This window comes from Arenimonas sp. MALMAid1274 (genome assembly GCF_049195245.1).
In the GTDB taxonomy this organism is placed as follows: Bacteria; Pseudomonadota; Gammaproteobacteria; order Xanthomonadales; family Xanthomonadaceae; genus Arenimonas.
The window spans coordinates 238364-255991 of the sequence record NZ_JBMIRR010000025.1 but is presented as its reverse complement, the minus strand read 5'-3'; the positions used below and the strand labels follow the sequence as shown (position 1 = coordinate 255991).

The 17628-nt window shown below is 69.8% G+C and carries 20 protein-coding genes and 1 tRNA gene; 10 read left to right on the top strand and 11 right to left on the bottom strand.

Annotated elements, in window-relative coordinates:
• Positions 1 to 9 precede the first annotated feature (9 nt).
• The gene (locus ACOQFR_RS06030) at positions 10 to 1257 is read left to right on the top strand and encodes a hypothetical protein (protein WP_421379627.1); all 1248 of its coding nucleotides are present in this window, start codon (positions 10 to 12) and stop codon (positions 1255 to 1257) included.
• On the top strand, positions 1257 to 2171 hold the full coding sequence (locus ACOQFR_RS06025; protein ID WP_421379624.1) for a class I SAM-dependent methyltransferase: 915 nt from the start codon (positions 1257 to 1259) through the stop codon (positions 2169 to 2171). Before ACOQFR_RS06030 ends, ACOQFR_RS06025 begins: the two co-directional genes overlap by 1 nt.
• Before the next feature lie 6 nt (positions 2172 to 2177).
• Here ACOQFR_RS06025 and ACOQFR_RS06020 read toward each other — a convergent pair whose 3' ends face one another.
• From ACOQFR_RS06020 to ACOQFR_RS06005, 4 genes are all read right to left on the bottom strand, one after another.
• Positions 2178 to 3596 carry a M28 family peptidase gene (locus ACOQFR_RS06020; RefSeq protein ID WP_421379621.1) on the bottom strand — a complete coding sequence of 473 codons (1419 nt, stop codon included), beginning with the start codon at positions 3594 to 3596 and terminating at the stop codon, positions 2178 to 2180.
• A gap of 61 nt (positions 3597 to 3657) precedes the next feature.
• Positions 3658 to 4071, bottom strand: coding sequence for a large-conductance mechanosensitive channel protein MscL (gene mscL / locus ACOQFR_RS06015; protein WP_421379618.1), 414 nt, complete (start codon positions 4069 to 4071; stop codon positions 3658 to 3660).
• Positions 4072 to 4127: 56 nt separating this feature from the next.
• Positions 4128 to 4820 carry a fumarylacetoacetate hydrolase family protein gene (locus ACOQFR_RS06010; protein ID WP_421379615.1) on the bottom strand — a complete coding sequence of 231 codons (693 nt, stop codon included), beginning with the start codon at positions 4818 to 4820 and terminating at the stop codon, positions 4128 to 4130.
• Positions 4821 to 4880: 60 nt separating this feature from the next.
• The gene (locus ACOQFR_RS06005; RefSeq protein WP_421379612.1) at positions 4881 to 5147 is read right to left on the bottom strand and encodes a hypothetical protein; all 267 of its coding nucleotides are present in this window, start codon (positions 5145 to 5147) and stop codon (positions 4881 to 4883) included.
• 32 nt (positions 5148 to 5179) lie between these two features.
• Here ACOQFR_RS06005 and ACOQFR_RS06000 point away from each other — a divergent pair, with 32 nt between their 5' ends.
• Complete coding sequence (locus tag ACOQFR_RS06000) at positions 5180 to 5509, top strand: Rieske (2Fe-2S) protein (RefSeq protein ID WP_421379609.1); 330 nt, start codon at positions 5180 to 5182, stop codon at positions 5507 to 5509.
• Here the strand turns inward: ACOQFR_RS06000 and ACOQFR_RS05995 are convergent.
• From ACOQFR_RS05995 to thiS, 4 genes are read right to left on the bottom strand one after another with little or no spacing between them, the layout of a single operon-like run.
• Complete coding sequence (locus tag ACOQFR_RS05995; protein ID WP_421379606.1) at positions 5506 to 7344, bottom strand: SLC13 family permease; 1839 nt, start codon at positions 7342 to 7344, stop codon at positions 5506 to 5508. The two genes, ACOQFR_RS06000 and ACOQFR_RS05995, sit on opposite strands and share 4 nt — an antisense overlap.
• Positions 7345 to 7351: 7 nt before the next feature.
• Entirely contained in the window at positions 7352 to 8074 is a 723-nt protein-coding gene (gene trmB / locus ACOQFR_RS05990; RefSeq protein WP_421379603.1) for a tRNA (guanosine(46)-N7)-methyltransferase TrmB, read from the bottom strand.
• Between the two features lie 14 nt (positions 8075 to 8088).
• On the bottom strand, positions 8089 to 8892 hold the full coding sequence (locus ACOQFR_RS05985; protein WP_421379600.1) for a thiazole synthase: 804 nt from the start codon (positions 8890 to 8892) through the stop codon (positions 8089 to 8091).
• A gap of 59 nt (positions 8893 to 8951) precedes the next feature.
• On the bottom strand, positions 8952 to 9152 hold the full coding sequence (thiS, locus tag ACOQFR_RS05980; protein ID WP_421379597.1) for a sulfur carrier protein ThiS: 201 nt from the start codon (positions 9150 to 9152) through the stop codon (positions 8952 to 8954).
• Positions 9153 to 9208: 56 nt separating this feature from the next.
• Here thiS and ACOQFR_RS05975 point away from each other — a divergent pair.
• The 6 genes from ACOQFR_RS05975 to ACOQFR_RS05950 all read left to right on the top strand — a co-directional run bounded on the left by ACOQFR_RS05975 (position 9209) and on the right by ACOQFR_RS05950 (position 13382).
• Positions 9209 to 9282 (top strand) — tRNA-Gly (locus ACOQFR_RS05975).
• A 41-nt stretch (positions 9283 to 9323) separates the two neighbouring features.
• The gene (locus ACOQFR_RS05970; protein ID WP_421379594.1) at positions 9324 to 9773 is read left to right on the top strand and encodes an ATP-dependent zinc protease; all 450 of its coding nucleotides are present in this window, start codon (positions 9324 to 9326) and stop codon (positions 9771 to 9773) included.
• Complete coding sequence (gene rimK, locus ACOQFR_RS05965; protein ID WP_421379592.1) at positions 9770 to 10702, top strand: 30S ribosomal protein S6--L-glutamate ligase; 933 nt, start codon at positions 9770 to 9772, stop codon at positions 10700 to 10702. Before ACOQFR_RS05970 ends, rimK begins: the two co-directional genes overlap by 4 nt.
• 250 nt (positions 10703 to 10952) lie before the next feature.
• Entirely contained in the window at positions 10953 to 11411 is a 459-nt protein-coding gene (locus ACOQFR_RS05960) for a hypothetical protein (RefSeq protein WP_421379590.1), read from the top strand.
• Between the two features lie 3 nt (positions 11412 to 11414).
• The gene (locus ACOQFR_RS05955) at positions 11415 to 12095 is read left to right on the top strand and encodes a response regulator transcription factor (RefSeq protein ID WP_421379587.1); all 681 of its coding nucleotides are present in this window, start codon (positions 11415 to 11417) and stop codon (positions 12093 to 12095) included.
• Between the two features lie 3 nt (positions 12096 to 12098).
• Positions 12099 to 13382 (top strand): ATP-binding protein, encoded by a 1284-nt coding sequence (locus tag ACOQFR_RS05950; RefSeq protein WP_421379585.1) that lies wholly within the window; start codon positions 12099 to 12101, stop codon positions 13380 to 13382.
• Positions 13383 to 13692: 310 nt separating this feature from the next.
• Here ACOQFR_RS05950 and ACOQFR_RS05945 read toward each other — a convergent pair whose 3' ends face one another.
• The 3 genes from ACOQFR_RS05945 to metF are packed head-to-tail and all read right to left on the bottom strand — an operon-like array spanning position 13693 to position 16286.
• Positions 13693 to 14610, bottom strand: a complete 918-nt coding sequence (locus ACOQFR_RS05945; RefSeq protein ID WP_421379582.1) for a branched-chain amino acid transaminase — start codon at positions 14608 to 14610, stop codon at positions 13693 to 13695.
• A gap of 53 nt (positions 14611 to 14663) precedes the next feature.
• Positions 14664 to 15440, bottom strand: coding sequence for a DUF4124 domain-containing protein (locus ACOQFR_RS05940; RefSeq protein WP_421379580.1), 777 nt, complete (start codon positions 15438 to 15440; stop codon positions 14664 to 14666).
• A gap of 21 nt (positions 15441 to 15461) precedes the next feature.
• Entirely contained in the window at positions 15462 to 16286 is an 825-nt protein-coding gene (gene metF / locus ACOQFR_RS05935) for a methylenetetrahydrofolate reductase [NAD(P)H] (protein ID WP_421379579.1), read from the bottom strand.
• Positions 16287 to 16475: 189 nt separating this feature from the next.
• Between metF and ACOQFR_RS05930 the strand changes: the two genes are divergently transcribed.
• Positions 16476 to 17600 (top strand): diguanylate cyclase domain-containing protein, encoded by a 1125-nt coding sequence (locus ACOQFR_RS05930; protein WP_421379577.1) that lies wholly within the window; start codon positions 16476 to 16478, stop codon positions 17598 to 17600.
• The last annotated feature ends 28 nt before the right edge of the window (positions 17601 to 17628 follow it).

Below are 17628 nucleotides of genomic sequence, written 5' to 3'. Positions count from 1 at the left end.
AATCTCGCCATGAAAAACATCACCTTGACCGGCCTGCTGATGGCCCTGCTGTTCGCCGCCACGTCGACCTCGGCGCTGGCCGCGACCGCCCGCACCGAGTACGACGTGGTCTACACGGTGCAGTTCCTGCCGGCCTCGGGCGAAGCCCAGGTCAGCCTGCGCCTGGTGCCCGGCAAGGACGGCAGCGGCCTGCGCCAGCTGCAGCTGGCGATGCCCAGCGCGCGCTACAGCCAGGTCAAGGGCGACGGCGAGGTGGTGCGCAAGGGCAGCACCGTCACCTGGACGCCGCCGCGCGACAAACCCTCGCGGCTGGCCTGGCGCTACAAGATCGACCACCAGCGCAGCGACGGCGGCTACGACGCCCGCATCACCGCCGACTGGGTGATCGTGCGCGGCGACGACCTGATCCCGCGCGCCAGCGTGCGCGCCACCAAGGGCGCCGATTCGCGGGCGCGCCTGCGCTTCGTGCTGCCCAAAGGCTGGACCAACGTGGACACGCCCTTCCTGATGAGCCGCGACGGCAAGTCCTTCGTGGTGGTCAACCCCGAGCGCAATTTCGACCGGCCGATCGGCTGGGTGATCGCAGGCGCGGTCGGCACGCGCCGCGAACAGCTGGGCGACATGGAAGTGAGCGTGGCCGGTCCCAAGGGCGACGTGATCCGCCGCAACGACATGCTGGCCTTCTTCAACAACCTGGTGCCCGAGTTCCGCCAGGCCTTCGGCGAGCTTCCGCCCAAGCTGCTGATCGTCAGCGCCGGCGATCCGATGTGGCGCGGTGGCCTGTCGGGTCCGCGTTCGCTGTTCCTGCACGCCGATCGCCCGCTGATCAGCGAGAACGGCACCAGCACGCTCACGCACGAACTGACCCACGTGATCACCCGCATCCGCGGCGCCGACGGCGACGACTGGATCGCCGAGGGCCTGGCCGAGTTCTATTCCATCGAGCTGCTGCGCCGCGCCGGCCTGCTCAGCGAGGCGCGTGCCGACAAGGCCCAGGCCTGGATGGCCAACCATGGCAAGGCGGTGAAGACGCTCACCCGCAACCGCTCGGCCGGGCCGCGCACCGCGCGCGCGGTGCAGCTGTTCAACGCGCTCGACGCCGAGATCCGGGCGCGCACGAAAGGCAAGCGCAGCCTGGACGACGTGGTGCGCGCGCTGATACCGCTGCGCGAGGTCTCGCGCGAGGACCTGCGCGAGCAGGTGCAGCGCCTCACCGGTGCGCCGAGCAAGGTGCTCGCCACGCCCCTGCTCGACTGATGGCGCTGTTCGACCGCTTCCGCCCCGCCCCCCGCTGGCTTCCCGGCGCGCCGTCGGGCGAAGCGCCGGCGTCGGTGGCCTATGACTCGCACGCCGCCTTCATCGCGGTGCTGGACGGCCAGCGTGCGCGTTTCGATGCGCAGTGGCGCCTGCAGTGCGAAGTGGCCGCCGCCACCGGCACCTCGGGCTGGCCCGGCTGGTGCGGCCTGTGCAGCCAGCCCGTGGCCTTCGCGCTGCCGTCGACCGAGCACGGCGCCGCCGCCAACCTGCGCGAAGAGCTGGTCTGCCCCGGCTGCCGCCTCACCGCGCGCAACCGCGCCGCGCTGGCCCTGCTGTGCCACGGGCTGCCGCTGGACAGCGCGCGCGTATATCTCACCGAGCAGGCTTCGGCCGCGTATGTCTGGCTGCAGCAGCGCTGCCCGGGCCTGATGGGCAGCGAGTTCGGCTTCGATGACGCTGGCCACGCCCGACTTACGACCGCCTACCGCGCGCTCGGCGGCCGCGGCGACATCGTGGCGCGCGACGTTACCGCGCTGGACTTCGCAACCGGCTCGCTGGACGCGATCGGCTGCTTCGACGTGCTCGAACACGTGCCCGACTATCGCGCCGCACTGGCCGAGTTCGCGCGCTGCCTGACGCCCGGCGGCCGGCTGGCCCTCACGGTGCCTTTCCTGGAACGCGACGAAGCCACGCTGGTGCGCGCGCGCCTGGACGCGCAGGGCGCGGTGCAGCACCTGTGCGAGCCGGAGATCCACGGGGACCCGGTGAACGGCGGCGTGCTGTGTTTCTACCACTTCGGCTGGGACCTGCTGGCCAGCGTGCGCGCGGCGGGTTTCCGCGACGCGCAGTGGGTGCGCACCTGGTCGCCGCGCGAAGGCCTGTTCGGGCTCTTCACGCTGATGGCGGTGCGCTAGCCGCGCTCAGTTGGCGGGCTTTACCGGCACGGCGCCAAAATCCACGTCGGTTTCCGCGGCCAGGTAGGCCAGCACCGCGTAGGCCGCCACCTGCTGGTCGAGCGCCTTGGGATCGATCTTGTCCAGGGTGTCGTTGGCGGTGTGGTGGTAATCGAAGTAGTCGGTGCCGTCCTGTGCCAGCTGCGCCCAGGGCGCGCCGAGCGCGACGATCGGACCGACGTCCGGACCGGGCGAGCCGCCGGTGGCCTCGGTGGCGATGCCCAGCGGCGCCAGCACCTGGCCGATGCGTTCGATCACCGGCCACGCGGCCGGATCCACGCCGGCACGCAGCGCATAGATGCGGCCCGCACCGAAGTCGCTTTCGGCGCTGAGCTGGTGGCCGGGAATCTGGCCGGCGGCGGCGCGCGCCGCGGCGTAGGCCTTGCCGCCGTACAGGCCCTGTTCTTCGTTGGCATACGCGATCACGCGCACGGTGCGGCGCGGCGCGCGCTCAAGCTCGCCGATCAGCGCGCCGGCCGCCATCGTCAGGCCCACGCCGGCGCCGTCGTCGATCGCCCCGGTGCCCTGGTCCCAGGAGTCGAGGTGGCCGCCGATGGTCACCACTTCATCGGGCAGGTCGCGGCCGCGGATTTCGCCGATCACGTTGTGCGAGGTGTAGTCACCGCGGGTTTCGGTGGCGATGTCCAGGCGCAGTCGCACGGGCTGGCCGCGCTGCACCATGTGGCTGAGCAGGTCGGCGTCGGGATTGGACAGCGCGGCCGCGGGAATGCGCGGCACCTCGGGCAGGTAGCGCATGGTGCCGGTGTGGCCGAAGCGGTCGTTGCTGGTGCCGATGGAGCGGATGACCACCGCCAGCGCACCCTTCTTCGCGGCCTCGACCGCGCCATTGGCGCGCGCGCCGACGGCCGGGCCGTAGCCGCGCCCGTCCTTGAAGCGGACCATGCGGTTGGAGATGTAGGCGATCTTGCCCTTCAGGCTGCCCTCGGGCGCGGCCGACAGCGCGGCCAGGTCGGCGAAGGCCACCACCTCGGCCTCCACGCCGCCGGCGGGCGTGCCCACGCTGCCGCCCAGTGCGGTGATCACCAGCGGCTGCGGAAACGGGGCCAGCACTTCGGCGCGCTCATGCCCGCGCACCCACACCGGAAACGTCACCGGCTCCAGGTAGACCTTGTCGAAGCCCAGAGCTTCGAACTTCGCCTTGGCCCAGGCCACGGCGCGCGCGTCGGCCGGCGAGCCGGCGATGCGCGGACCCACTTCGGTGGTCAGCGATTCCACCAGCGCCCAGGCCTGGCTGCCCTGTATCGCGCGGTCGCGCAGGCCTTCGGCCGCGGCGATGTCGGCCGCGTCCAGGCCGCTGCCGGGCGTGCTGGCGTGGGCAGGCAGCGCAAGCAGCGCGGCGGCGATCAGGCAGGGCAAGAGGCGCATTCGATGGCTCCGGAAAAAAGGACGCCGGCCACGGGGCCGGCGTCGGATGGGCGGGCTGCGCTCAGCGCTTGAGCGCGTCGCGGATCTCGGTGAGCAGCTTGGCTTCCTCGCTCTGCTCGGCGGGCACCGGCGGCGCCTCGGCCTGCTTGCGCTTGAGCGAGTTGATCACCTTCACCGCCACGAAAATGGCGAAGGCGATGATCATGAAGTCCACGATGGTCTGGATGAAGGCGCCGTACTTGATCAGCACCGCCGGCACCTCGGCGCCGGCCGCGTCCACGGTGGCGGCCTTGAGCTCGATGGCCAGGTCGTTGAAGTTGACGCCGCCGACCAGGAAGCCGACCGCCGGCATGATGATGTCGTTGACCAGCGAGGCGACGATCTTGCCGAAGGCGGCGCCGATCACCACGCCGACCGCCAGGTCGACGACATTGCCGCGCATCGCGAATTCCTTGAACTCCGAAACCATGCCCATGGCGCACTCCTGGTGGGTGGGGATGCTGCTGTGGCGAATTTACAACGGCCGGCGCATCAGGCGATATGCCCGGACAGCTCGACCAACCCGTCCACGCCGGCGAGGAAGCGGTCGCCGGGCGAGAGCGCGGCCACGCCCGCCGGCGTGCCCATGAAGACCAGGTCGCCGGCCTTGAGCGCGTACAGCTTCGAGAGCTCGTGCAGCACTTCGGCCACGCTGAACACCATCTCCTGCAGCGGCGACTGCTGGCGCAGTTCGCCATTGACCTGCAGCCACAGCCGGCGCGCGAACACGTCGCCGGCCTCGGCCACCGGCACCAGTTCACTGGTCGGGGCCGAATGGTCGAAGCCCTTGGCGGTGTCCCAGGGCAGGCCCTTGGCCTTGGCCGCGGCCTGCAGGTCGCGCCGGGTCAGGTCCAGGCCCACGCCGTAGCCGTAGACCAGGTCCAGCGCGGTGGCCACGTCCACCAGGCCATCGGCATCGCGGCCCAGGGCCACCACCAGCTCCACCTCGTGGTGCAGGTCGCGCGTGCCGGGCGGGTAGGGCACGGCGCCGCCGTCGGCCACCACCGCATCGCCGGGCTTCATGAAGAACACCGGATTGCCGCGGTCCACGCTGGCGCCCATTTCCTTGGCATGGTCGGCGAAGTTGCGGCCCACGCAGTAGATGCGGCGCACGGGAAAACGGGCCGCGCTGCCGCGCACGGAAAGCGTCGGCGGCGGGGGCAAGGCAATCACGGTGGGAATCATGGCGCGCTCCGGAACGGGAACGCCCAGTCTAGCGATGGCGAAGCGACTTGCCGACCCGGATCAGCGCAGGCCCAGGCGGGTCTCGTTCTTGGGCACGTGCACGAATTCGCCCTCGATCACGCCCTCCGACGCACGAGCGGCCGGCGCGGTGGGGCGCATCAGGCGGCGCACCGCCGCGAACAGCAGCATGCCCAGGCCGATGACCAGGCCGAACACCACCAGCAGCACCAGCAGCGCCAGGCCGAGCAGGCCCACCAGCACGCGCAGCAGCGGGTGCCGCGGCTTGCTGGGGCAGTAACTGAAGAAGCGCTGGAAGCGGAAGGGCATGGGTCGCGTGGCAGAATGCTGGGAGACGAAGTATGGCGAGGCCCGGCGTGGAAAGTGTAAGCGGTTCGTTAATCCTGCCCGGCCTGCCGCCGGAGGGGCTGTCGGAAATCGAAGCTGCCATTGATGGCGAAACCCAGTCGCTGGTGCTGCTGCGGCGCGGCGAGCGCCTGCAGGCCTGGCTGAACGTTTGCCCGCATGCGGGGCGACGGCTGGACTGGGCGCCGGGCAAGTTCCTGGTGGACCAAGGCCGCCTGGTCTGCGCCGCGCATGGCGCCAGCTTCGAGCTGGAACAGGGCCTGTGCGTGGCCGGACCCTGCCGCGGCGCCTCGCTGGTGCCGGTGGCCGTGCGCGTGGCCGGCTAGAACATCAGGTTGACCACCAGCAGCACGATCGCTAGGTAGGCCAGGGTCAGCGGTGCGCCCACGCGCCACAGGTCGCGCGAGCGGTAGCCGGCCGGCCCCGTCACCATCGCCAGCACCGGGTTGGACACGCTGAGGAAATTGTTCGAGGCCGACAGCGCCACGATCAGCGCGAAGGCCAGCGGACTGCCGCCCGCGGCCAGCGCCACGTTGATCGAGATCGGCACCATCACCACGGTGGCGCCGACGTTGCCGATGACCAGCGCGAACGCCGTGGCCAGCAGCCCGATCGCGGCTTCCATCACCCACACCGGCACGTCGGGCCCGAGGCGGTCCAGCGTCATCTGCGCCAGCCAGCCGGCGGCGCCGGTGGAGTCCATGGCCCAGCCCAGCGGAATCAGGCAAGCCATCAGGAACACGGTCTTCCAGCTGACCGCGGCGTAGGCCTCGTCCATGTTCAGCACGCCGGCCAGCATCATGCCGGCGGCGCCGGCCATCAGCGCGATCGGCACCGGCACCAGGGTGGTCAGGGCCAGCGCCATCGCGGCGACGAAGACGCCCACCGCCCACCACAGCTTGTGCGGCCGCTGCTCGCCCTTGGGGTAGTCGGTGACCACGACGAAGTCGCGGCTTTCGCTGGCCTGCGCCAGGTCGGTCCAGATGCTGTGGAAGACCAGCATGTCGCCGGCCTTGAGCGGCATGCGGCGGATGTCCTCGCGCCAGACCTGGTTTTCGCGGTTGATCGCCAGCAGGCTGATGCCGAAGCGCTTGCGCAGCTGCAGCTGGGCCTGGGCCTTGCCGATGAAGGAGGAGTTGGGCGGGATCACCGCTTCGGAAATGCCCGAGCGGCTGGGGTTGAACAGGTCGGCGAAGTTGCGCAGGCGCGCCGACATCTTCAGCAGGTTCTTCTGCGCGTAGTCCTGGATGGCCTCGCGCGGGCCCATCACGCCCAGCACGCTGCCCACCCAGATCATCTGGTCGGCCGGCGGCGACAGCCGCGCCTCGTTGCCGCTGAGCAGGGCCAGCAGCAGCGGCGCATCGCGCTGCGCCTCGGCCTCGCCCACCGACATGCCCACTAGCGGGCTTTCGGCCGACACGCTGAGCTCGAACACGTCGCCCTCGATGCCGTAGGAGCGCGCGAAATAACTCTGCGTGCGGCTGGGCGCCACGCCCTTTTCCTCGCCGCCGCCCAACAGCCGCGGCCCGAAGAAGCGGAAGTACACCAGGCCCAGCGCCAGCAGCAGCAGGCCGATCGGCAGCGGCGCGAACATCGGCAGCGGCTGCAGCGTGGCCGCGCCCGAGGGCAGGTTGCGGTTGGCCGCCACCAGCAGGTCGTTGAGCAGCATCAGCGGCGAGTTGCCGATCATGGTCAGGCCGCCGCCCATCACGATGGCCGCGGCCACCGGCATCAGCAGGCGCGACAGGCTGATGCCGGTGCGGCCTGACACGCGCGAGGCCACCGGCAGGAACAGCGCCATCACCGAGGGGTTCTGCATGAAGCCCGAGATCAGGCCGGCCACACCGGAGGTGAGCAGGATCAGCCGCTCTTCCATTCCCTTGGACACGCGCAGCAGCCACACCGCCAGGCGGTTGAGCGCGCCGGTGCGGTCCAGGCCTGCGCCCAGGATCATGGTGGCGATGACGGCGATCACCGCGTTGCCCGAGAAGCCATCGAACAGCTGGCTGGCCGGCACCAGGCCGGTCAGTCCCAGCAGCACCAGCACCACCAGGGCGGTGGCGTCGGCGCGGATGCGCTCGATCATGAACATCACGATGGTGAAGCCCACCAGGCCCAGCACGAGGATCATGTCGCGCGTGAGGGCGAGGCCGGTCTCCATCGTCGCCTCAGGCCTCGCTTTGGCGGTCGTACAGCAGGTCCCAGACGCCGTGGCCCAGCTTCAGGCCGCGGGACTCGAAGTGCGTCTGCCGGCGCCAGTCCGGACGCGGCACGAAGCCGCGTGCGCCGGCGCGATTGCGCAGCCGCGGCTCGGCGTCCAGCACGTCCCACAGGTGCTCGGCATAGTTTTCCCAGTCGGTGGCCACGTGCAGCAGGCCGCCCGGACGCAGCCGGTCGCACAGCAGGGCCACGAAGGCCGGCTGCACCAGCCGTCGCTTGTTGTGGCGCTTCTTGTGCCAGGGATCGGGGAAGTAGATGCGCACCTCGTCCAGCGAGGCCGGCGCCACTTCATGCTGCAGCACTTCCACCGCATCGTGCTGGTACACGCGCAGGTTGCGCAGGCCTTCGGCCGCCGCGGCGTTGAGCAGGCGACCCACGCCGGGGCCGTGCACCTCCACGCCGATGAAATCACGGGAAGGCTCGCGCGCGGCGGCGAACAGCAGCTGCTCGCCATTGCCGAAGCCGATCTCGAGCACGCGCGGTGCGCTGCGGCCGAAGGCGGCGTCGTAGTCACGCTGCTCGCCGAGGTAATCGAGGCCCAGCGCGGGCCAGTGCAGGTCGAAGGCACGCTTCTGGGCCTCGGTCTGGCGGCCCTGGCGCAGCACGAAGCTGCGGATGGGGCGATGGCGCAGGGCCGGATCCGGGCTGGCCTGGTCGCTGTCGCCGGACATGCCCTGGCCCATGCTCAGAGGAAGTGGCCGTCGATCGGCGAGGAGGCGTTGGCCGTGCGCCGCTTGGCGATGCGGCCGGCCAGGAAGGCTTCGCGCCCGGCCTCGACCGCCTTGCGCATCGCGCTGGCCATCAGCACCGGATTGCGGGCGCCGGCGATGGCGGTGTTCATCAGCACGCCGTCGCAGCCCAGCTCCATCGCGATCGCGGCATCGGAGGCGGTGCCGACGCCGGCATCCACCAGCACGGGCACCTTGGCGTTCTCGACGATCTCCAGGATCGACCAGCGGTTCTGCACGCCCAGGCCAGAGCCGATCGGCGCGGCCAGCGGCATCACCGCCACGCAGCCGATCTCTTCCAGGCGCTTGGCGACGATCGGGTCGTCGGAGGTGTACACCATCACGTCGAAGCCGTCGGCCACCAGGATCTCGGCCGCCTTGAGGGTCTGCACCACGTCCGGGTACAGCGTGCGCTGGTCGCCCAGCACTTCGAGTTTCACCAGCCGGTGGCCGTCAAGCAGTTCGCGCGCCAGGCGGCAGGTGCGCACCGCGTCGTCGGCGGTGTAGCAGCCGGCGGTGTTGGGCAGCAGGGTGTAGCGGTCGGGCGGCAGCACGTCGAGCAGGTTGGGCTCGCCCGGATTCTGGCCGATATTGCTGCGGCGGATGGCCACGGTGACGATCTGCGCGCCGGCGGCCTCGGTGGCGGCCCGGGTCTGCTCGAGGTCGGTGAACTTGCCGGTGCCGGTGAGCAGGCGCGAATGGTAGGTCTTGCCGGCGATCACCAGGGGATCGGCGGGCGAGGGGTCGGTTGCGCGATTCATGGCCTGATTATGGCCCGATTCGGCGTGCGGGTTAACCCTTTTTTAAGGAGGTGTTCAGTTCAGCCGCCGCCAATGGCGTGGATGATCTCGACCCGGTCGCCTTCGGCAAGCGCGTGGCTGGCATGCAGGCTGCGCGGCACGACGTCCAGGTTCACTTCCACCGCCACCTTGCGTTCGCCGTAGCCCGCCTCGCGCAGCAGGTCGGATACGCGGGACCCGGCGGCGATGTCCCGGGGCTGGCCATTGAGCAGGATTTGCATGCCGGGATTTTATCGCGTTGCGGCCCATCGCGCCGGCCCGCATAATCGCGGCGTTCGCGGGTGTAGCTCAATGGCAGAGCTGTTGCTTCCCAAGCAACTGACGAGGGTTCGATTCCCTTCACCCGCTCCATGCCTGGCCTCGCGCCAGCGACCCACCCCCCGGAGGCCGTGATGCCGCACCGCGTCCTGCTGGGCTGGCGCGAGTGGCTGTCGTTGCCCGACCTGGGCATCGTGCAGGTGCGCGCGAAGGTCGACACCGGCGCGCGCTCGTCGGCGCTGCACGTACTCAGCCATGAAATATTCCTGCGCGATGGTGTCGAGCATGTCCACTTCCTGCTCGACAGCGGCGTGCCCGGTGCAGCGCCGCAGCATGCGCAGGCGCCGGTGCTCGACCGTCGCCGCGTCACCGACTCCGGCGGCCATGTCACCGAGCGCATCTTCATCCGCACCCGGCTGTTCCTGGCCGGTGTCAGCTGGCCGGCCGAAGTGAACCTGGCGCAGCGCAAGAACATGCTCTTTCCCATGCTGCTGGGCCGCACCGCGCTGGCCGGCCGCTTCCTGGTCGACCCGGCCAGCTCCTTCCTGCAGGGCGAACCGCCCGAAGGCTTGAACCCCCCGTGAAGCTCGCCATCCTCTCCCGCAACGCCAAGCTCTATTCGACCCAGCGCCTGGTCCAGGCCGGCCGGGAACGCGGCCACGTGGTGCGCGTGCTCGACCCGCTGCGCTGCTACATGCAGATCGCGCCGGGCCAGTTCCTGCTGCGCTACAAGGGCAAGCCGCTGCTGGGCATCGACGCGGTGGTGCCGCGCATCGGCGCCTCGGTCACCTTCTACGCCACCGCGGTGCTGCGCCAGTTCGAGCTGATGGGCGCGTACACGCCCAATGGCTCGGACGCCGTGCTGCGCGCCCGCGACAAGCTGCGCTGCCACCAGATCCTGGCGGGCGAAGGCCTGGGCCTGCCGGTCACGGTGTTCGGCGACAACCCCGACGACACCGGCGACCTGCTGGGCATGCTGGGCAAGCCGCCGCACGTGATCAAGCTCAACGAAGGCACCCAGGGCGCGGGCGTGATCCTGGCCGAAAACGCCGGCGCCTCGCGCAGCGTCATCGAAGCCTTCCGCGGCCTGTACGCCAATTTCCTGGTGCAGGAATTCATTGCCGAGGCCAAGGGCGCCGACCTGCGCTGCTTCGTGGTCGGCGACCGGGTGGTGGCGTCCATGCGCCGGCAGGCGGGAGAGGGCGAGTTCCGGTCCAACCTGCACCGGGGCGGCAAGGCCAGCCCGGTGACCCTGACCGAGGCCGAGACCGACACCGCGCTGCGCGCCGCCAAGGCCATGGGCCTGGGTGTTGCAGGCGTGGACCTGCTGCGCTCCAAAAGGGGGCCATTGGTGCTGGAAGTGAACTCTAGCCCCGGCCTGGAGGGCATCGAGGGGGCCACGGGGGTGGATGTGGCGGGCGCGATCATCGACCACGTGGTCGCCGGCGCCCGGCCCCGGCCGACCCGCCGGGCCCGCCCGGCGGCCCCGGCCCGGAGCCGGAAAAAGAATTAACCAAAGCCTGAGCCGGATTTAACGGGTCTTTAATACCTTCCCCCCTAGGCTTGGCCTGCCGGTAAGCCTGCAAGGTCCTCCTCGTCAGAGCGGCATCCCGCGGATTACGGCAATCGGGGCAGTAGCAACCTTTCGGCCCGGGCAGGCGCCTTCAAACGCGTCCCCCGGGCCATTTTCTTTCGGCGGCTGTACAAGCCGCCGGCCTCTGGCAGAATCAATCGCTCCAACCCCGAACAAAGGAAGCACGTCGATGGTCCGTACGCTGGTCTGCACCCTCCTGCTTGCGGCGGCTCCCGCCGCGGTCGCCAACTATCAGCTTGCGCTGGACGAAGGCAGCTTCGCCGAGCAGCGCAGCGAGATCGAGAAGGGCCTCGCCGACGGCAAGACCTACGCCGAGATCAGCCAGGCCGACCGCGCCAAGGTGCGTGAGTCGCTCGAGCGCATCTCCGGCCGACTGGAAGGCGTCGAGTCGGTCGACAGCCTATCCGAGCCGGCCAAGGTCGCCGTGTTCAACGACCAGGAACTGATCAACACCATCCTGACCCAGGCCGAGGCCGACAGCCGCATGGTCTGCACCCGCACGGCCCGCACCGGCAGCCACCGCAAGACCAACGAGTGCCAGACCGTGGCCGAGCGCCGCCGTCGCCAGGAACTGGACCAGGAAAACCTCCAGAAGATGCAGAAGGGCCGCATGCCCTTGAGCAACTGATTGATGCGAATCCTGGTGGTCGAGGACAATCGCGACATCGCCGCCAACCTCGGGGATTACCTCGAGGACCGCGGGCACACGGTGGATTACGCGGCCGATGGCGTCACCGGCCTGCACCTGGCGGTGGTGAATGATTTCGATGCCATCGTGCTCGATCTCAACCTGCCGGGCATGGACGGGCTGGAGGTCTGCCGCAAGCTGCGCCAGGAAGGGCGCAAGCAGACCCCGGTGCTGATGCTCACCGCGCGCGATTCGCTGGACAACAAGCTCGAGGGCTTCGAGTCCGGCGCCGACGACTACCTGGTCAAGCCCTTCGCACTGCAGGAAGTGGAAGCCCGCCTGGCCGTGCTGGCCAGGCGAGGCAAGGCTGCCCAGCCGCGCGTGCTGGGCGTCGCCGACCTGGAGTACAACCTCGACACGCTGGAAGTGCGGCGTGGCGGCAAGCTGCTGCAGCTCAACCCCACGGCGCTGAAGATCCTGCAGTCGCTGATGGAATCCTCGCCCTCGGTGGTCACCCGCCAGGAGCTTGAAACGCGCGTCTGGGGCGAGGAACTGCCCGACAGCGACTCGCTGCGCGTGCACATCCACGGCCTGCGCGCCGCGGTGGACAAGCCCTTCGACAAGGCCTTGATCCAGACCCGCCACGGCATCGGCTACCGGATCGCCGATCCCGAAGCAGGCTGAGCCATGCGCTACCGGCGCAGGCTGCGCAGCCGGATCATCCTGTCCTTCTTCCTGCTGGGCTTCGGCCTGACGGCGATGTTCGCCACGGCCACCGTGCTGCTGCGCGAGCGGCTGGAGGACCAGCTGATCGGCGAAGCGCTGCTGGGCAACGTGGGCGACTACGCCGAGCAGTTCTACGCCGACCCGGAAAACCCGCTGGTCGAATTCGAGAAGATCAAGGGCATCGTCTTCAGCGAGCGCCGCTTCGGCAACGTGCCGCTGAACTGGCGCAACCTTCCGTCGGGCGTGCACGAGCTGTCCGAGCAGGATCCCGACGGCCGCACCCGCACCTACAAGCTGGCGGTTAAGAAGGACCCGGACTACTGGTTCTTCCTCAGCTACGACATCGCCCAGGAGCGCGCCAGCCAGCAGCAGCTGATGTATGCGCTGATCGGCGTGGTGTTCCTGTTCTCGCTGATGTCGCTGGTGATCGGATTCTGGTCGTCCAAGCGCGTGATCAGCCCGCTGACCGACCTGGCCCGGCGCATGCGCGGCATGGCCGGCAGCGAGCGCCCGGAGAAACTGGCGCCGCACTTCGCCAACGACGAGGTGGGCCAGCTGGCGGCCACGCTGGACGACTACGCCGAGCAGATGACCGCGCTGGTGAAGCGCGATCGCGAATTCAATTCCGACGTCAGCCACGAGCTGCGCACGCCGCTGGCGGTGATCCGCGGCGCCACCGAGCTATTGCTGGCCAACCCCGACCTGCCGGAAAAGACCCGCCAGCGCCTGCTGCGAATCGAGCGCGCCGCGGTGCAGAGCACCGACTTGACCACCGCGCTGCTGCTGCTGTCACGCAACGAGCGCGGCGTCGGCAGCACGCCGCTGCTGCGCCTGTGCCGCCAGCTGGCCGAAGCCAGCCGCACCCAGCTGGGCGGCAAGCCGGTGCAGGTGCACGTGGAAGGCGACCCCGAAGCCCGCGCCGAAGCCCCGGAAGCCGTGCTGGCCGTAGCCTTGGGCAACCTGATCGGCAACGCCTGCAAATACACCACCGAAGGCGAAGTCCGCATCGTGGTCGAACCCGGCCAGGTCCGCATCGAGGACACCGGCCCGGGCCTGAGCGAAGAAGACGCCGCGCGCCTGTTCGAACGCGGCTACCGCGGCTCCGGCGCCGGCGGCACGGTGGGCGGCGGCATCGGCTTGTCCATCGTTCGTCGCCTGTGCGAGCTCTACGGCTGGCACGTGTCGATCGCGCCTCGGCCTGAACTTGGGGCCGTCGCGATTCTTCGGTTTTCGGCGGGGGGGTAGGGTTTCTTTTGCCGCGGATTTTCGCGGATGGCGCGGATTTGCGCGGATGAGAGCGGATTTTTGGACGCGGATTAACGCGGACTGGCGCGGATGGAGCAAACAGATTGGAGTTTGGACGCGGATCAACGCGGACTAGCGCGGATAAAAGCAGTCAGGATTATTGGGAGAGCCTCGCGCCGTCACGGGATATGTCGCCAATCCCCCTTGCCGCCTCGCCCCACCTTCAACGCTCCATCCGCGTCACTCCGCGTTAATCCGCGTCTAAAAATCCGCTCTTATCCGCGCCATCCGCGAAAATCCGCGGCAAAATTCAAACCTTCTCCAGCCACCCGTGAACATCCGGCGTGCGCCCATCGAACAGGCCGAAGAAGAGGTCCTGGATGCGGCGGGTCATGGGCCCGGGCTTGCCCGCACCGACCTGGCGACCGTCGACCGAGCGGATGGGCGTGATCTCGGCGGCGGTGCCGCACATGAAGAGTTCGTCGCACAGATACAGGTATTCGCGCGGGATGTCGCGTTCGACGCATTCGATGCCGTTGGCCTTGGCCAGGGTGATGATCGAGTTGCGGGTGATGCCGTTGAGCAGGGCGGCGCTGATCGGCGTGGTGTGCAGGGCGCCGTCGATGACCAGGAACAGGTTCTCGCCCGCGCCTTCGCTCAGCAGGCCGGTGGAGGCCAGCGCGATGCCTTCGCCAAAGCCCAGGCGGCGTGCCTCGCGCGCGACCAGCTGGCCGCTGAGGTAGTTGCCGCCGGCCTTGGCACCGGCCGGGATGGTGTTGGGCGCGAAGCGCTGCCAGCTGGACACGCAGGCGTCGATGCCGGCTTCCAGCACGTCGGGGCCGAGGTAGGGGCCCATGTGCCAGGCGGCGATGGCCAGGTCGGTGGGCGTGTCGGCCGAGAGGCCGAAGCCGCCGAGGCCGCGGTAGGCGATCGGGCGCAGGTAGGCCTTTTCCAGGCCATTGGCGGTGATCACGTCGCGGCAGGCCTGGGCCAGGGTGGGCACGTCGTAGGGCATGGCCATGTCGTAGATCTTGGCCGAGGCGTACAGGCGCTTGAGGTGGTCGGTGAGCCGGAAGATGGCCTGGCCGTCGGGCGTGGCGTAGCTGCGGATACCCTCGAACACCGACGAGCCGTAGTGCAGGCCGTGCGCCATGACGTGCACGGTGGCTTCGGCCCAGGGCTTGATGCGGCCGTTGTGCCAGATGTGTTCGGGGTACTTCTGCGACATGGCGGACTCCTGCGGACAGGCCGGCAGTTTATCCGTTCAGCGCGTCCGCGGCCTCAGAGCTGGATCCACCAGCAGCCGGCATTGCGCCGCAGCTGGAAGCGGACCTGGGCGCTGCCGGCGTCCTGGGCGCCGGACATCTGCTGCACCAGCAGGGACTCGGGCGGCGGGCCTGCGGCGGCGGTGATGGTGGTGTCCGGGGTGCGGGCGCCGGGGTCCGTCGTGTACGGGCCCGGGCCGGTGTCGGTCGTCGCTTGGGTCGAGTCCGGGTCGGCCGCGGCATTGCTCGCGCCCAGGTTGGCGTTGAGGCCTGCCCGCGCTTGCGGGCGTCCGGCGTAGCGGTCGTCGGAAGCCGCGGGGCCGTAGCCGGCGGTTCCCTCCGGCCCGCTCGTCGTCGATGCCTCCGCGTAGACCGGAAAGCCGGTCTCGTCCAGCTCGGGCAGCATCGCGGGGTAGACCAGCTGCGCGTTGACCAGCGGCCGCGCGGCGATCGCCTCCAGGCTGTCCATCAGGCTGCGGGCGGTGCCGCTGCCGGTGCCGGTCCAGTGGTAGTAGTTTGCCAGGCGGTTGACGTCGCGGGCCTCGAGCGCGCCGCGCACACCGTCCAGCAGCTGGCCGGGACTGCGGGCGCAGCCGCGCGCGGCGAAGCCGCTGGAGTACGCTCCCGCGTGCGACACCGGCGCCTCTTTCGGGGTGGCATCCATGGCGGCGCAGGCGCGATCGGTGTAGACGGTGTTGCCCTGCGCGTCCACGCAGCGGCGCACCTGGGCCGCCGATCCGGTCGGCGTGGCCAGGGCAGCCAGGGGCAGCAACAGCAGCAGGGCGCTACGCATCGCTCCAGCCTAGCGCGAAGCTCAGTCCAGGCGCGACAGCACCGCTTCGGTCGGCTTGGCAAGGTTCAGGGTGTAGAAGTGCAGCTCGGGCACGCCGGCATCCAGCAGGCGGCGGCACATGCCGGCCACGATGTCGGCCGCGAACTCGCGCACGCTGTCGGCATCGTCGCCGTAGGCCTGCATGCGCTTGCCGATCCAGCGCGGGATCTCGGCGCCGCAGGCTTCCGAGAAGCGCTTGAGCTGGCTGAAGTTGGAGATGGGCATGATGCCGGGGATGATCGGCGTGCCGATGCCGGCCTTGCGCACGTCCTCGACAAAGCGGAAGTAGGCATCGGCGTTGAAGAAGTACTGCGTGATCGCCGAATCCGCGCCGGCCTCGACCTTGGTCTTGAAGTGGCGGATGCAGGCCACGGCGTCTTCCGACTGGGGGTGGGTTTCCGGGTAGCAGCCGACCTCGATGTGGAAGTGGTCGCCGTGCTCCTCGCGGATGAAACGCACCAGGTCGGAGGCGTAGTGCAGGTCGCCGGCGCGCGCCATGCCCGAGGGCAGGTCGCCGCGCAGGGCCACGATGCGGTCGCAGCCCTGGGCGCGGTAGTCGGCCAGCAGCTGGCGGATCTCGTCGCGGGTGCCGCCAACGCAGCTCAGGTGCGGCACGCCATTGAGGCCGTGGTCGTCGCGCAGCCGGCGCACGGTTTCCGCCGTGTAGGACAGGGTGGAACCGCCGGCGCCGAAGGTGACGGAGACGAACTCCGGCGCGTAGCCCTTGAGCTTGCGCACGGTGCGGTCGAGCTGGGCACGCTGGTCGTCGGTCTTGGGCGGATAGAACTCGAAGCTGTACTGGGGCATGGCGGCGAAGGATGGCGGGACCTGCCCCCAATATATCTCTTTGTCGGGATGAAAGGATAAAGTCCAATCCGGGGTCAGAGTGCATTTATGTGGCACCGCCACATAAATGCACTCTGACCCCGGATTGGCTCCCGGATTGGCCGCGGGCCGGCTGGGCAGGGGCGCTGGCGCATGACATGCTCCCGCCGAATGACCGACGGACAGGCCAAGGCGCAGCCCGACAGCACCCAGCAGCAGCGGGCGGAGGACCTGCACGAGCGGGCCCTGATCGGGGGCCTGTTCTACGTGCTGTCCTGGCTGCTGGTGTCCTGGCAGGGCGGGGCCTGGACGCGGCATCCCGGCCTGGCGGGGCTGGTCACCGGGATCCTGCTGGCGCTGGCCCTGGTGCGGCTGGTGATCCGGCGCTGGTCGCAGGGCCGGGCCGACCGTGCCGCCGCCAGCCTGCGCGCGCAGTGGACCGTGCTGCTGGCGACGGCGGCGCTGTGGGGCGGGCTGTCGGGCTGGGCGCTGTGGGACCGCACGTTCGCCAACGCCGACAATGTGACCCTGCTGGCCACCGCTGCCCTGGCGATGGCCTTCGCACAGATCTTCGCGGTGAACAAACAGATCGCGCTGGTCGGCACCGGCATGCTGTTCCTGCCGATGCTGAGCATCGTCGCACTGCGCTACGAGCAGCCGGGCGTGGCCATGGTGCTGGTGCTGAACCTGATCTACCTGGTGGCCGTGATCGCGCGCAGCCACCGCGAGTACGAGGGCAAGCTGGCCCTGGAGTCCGCACTGCGCGAACAGCGCGACCGCTTCGCCACCCTCAGCCGCACCGATGCGCTGACCGGCCTGTCCAACCGCGGCCACTTCCAGCAGGGCCTCGAGCAGCAGGTGGCGGCCGCGCGCGCCGACGGCAGCGCGCTGGCGGTGGCCTTCCTGATCGCCGACCTGGACCACTTCAAGTCCATCAACGACCGCTACGGCCACGCCGCCGGCGACCGCTGCCTGCGCGAGGTGGCGACGCGGCTGCGCGAGTGTTTCGTCGGCAGCGAGGCGCTGGTGGCGCGGCTGGGCGGCGAGGAATTCGGCGTGCTGGTGGCGGGCGAAGATGTGGCACGCATCGCGCACCTGGCCGAGGCCTTCCGCGCCAGCCTTGAACGCGCGCCGATCGCGCTGCCGGACGGCTCGCAGTTCGAAGTGACGGTCAGCGTGGGCCTGGCGCAGTTTTCGCCCGAGACGCACCGCGATGGCGATGCGCTGTACGCCGCCGCCGACGAGGCGCTGTATCGGGCGAAGAAGGGCGGCCGCAACCGCATCGAAGCGGCGTAGCGCAGGCGGCGCGTCTGGCGGCGGCGCG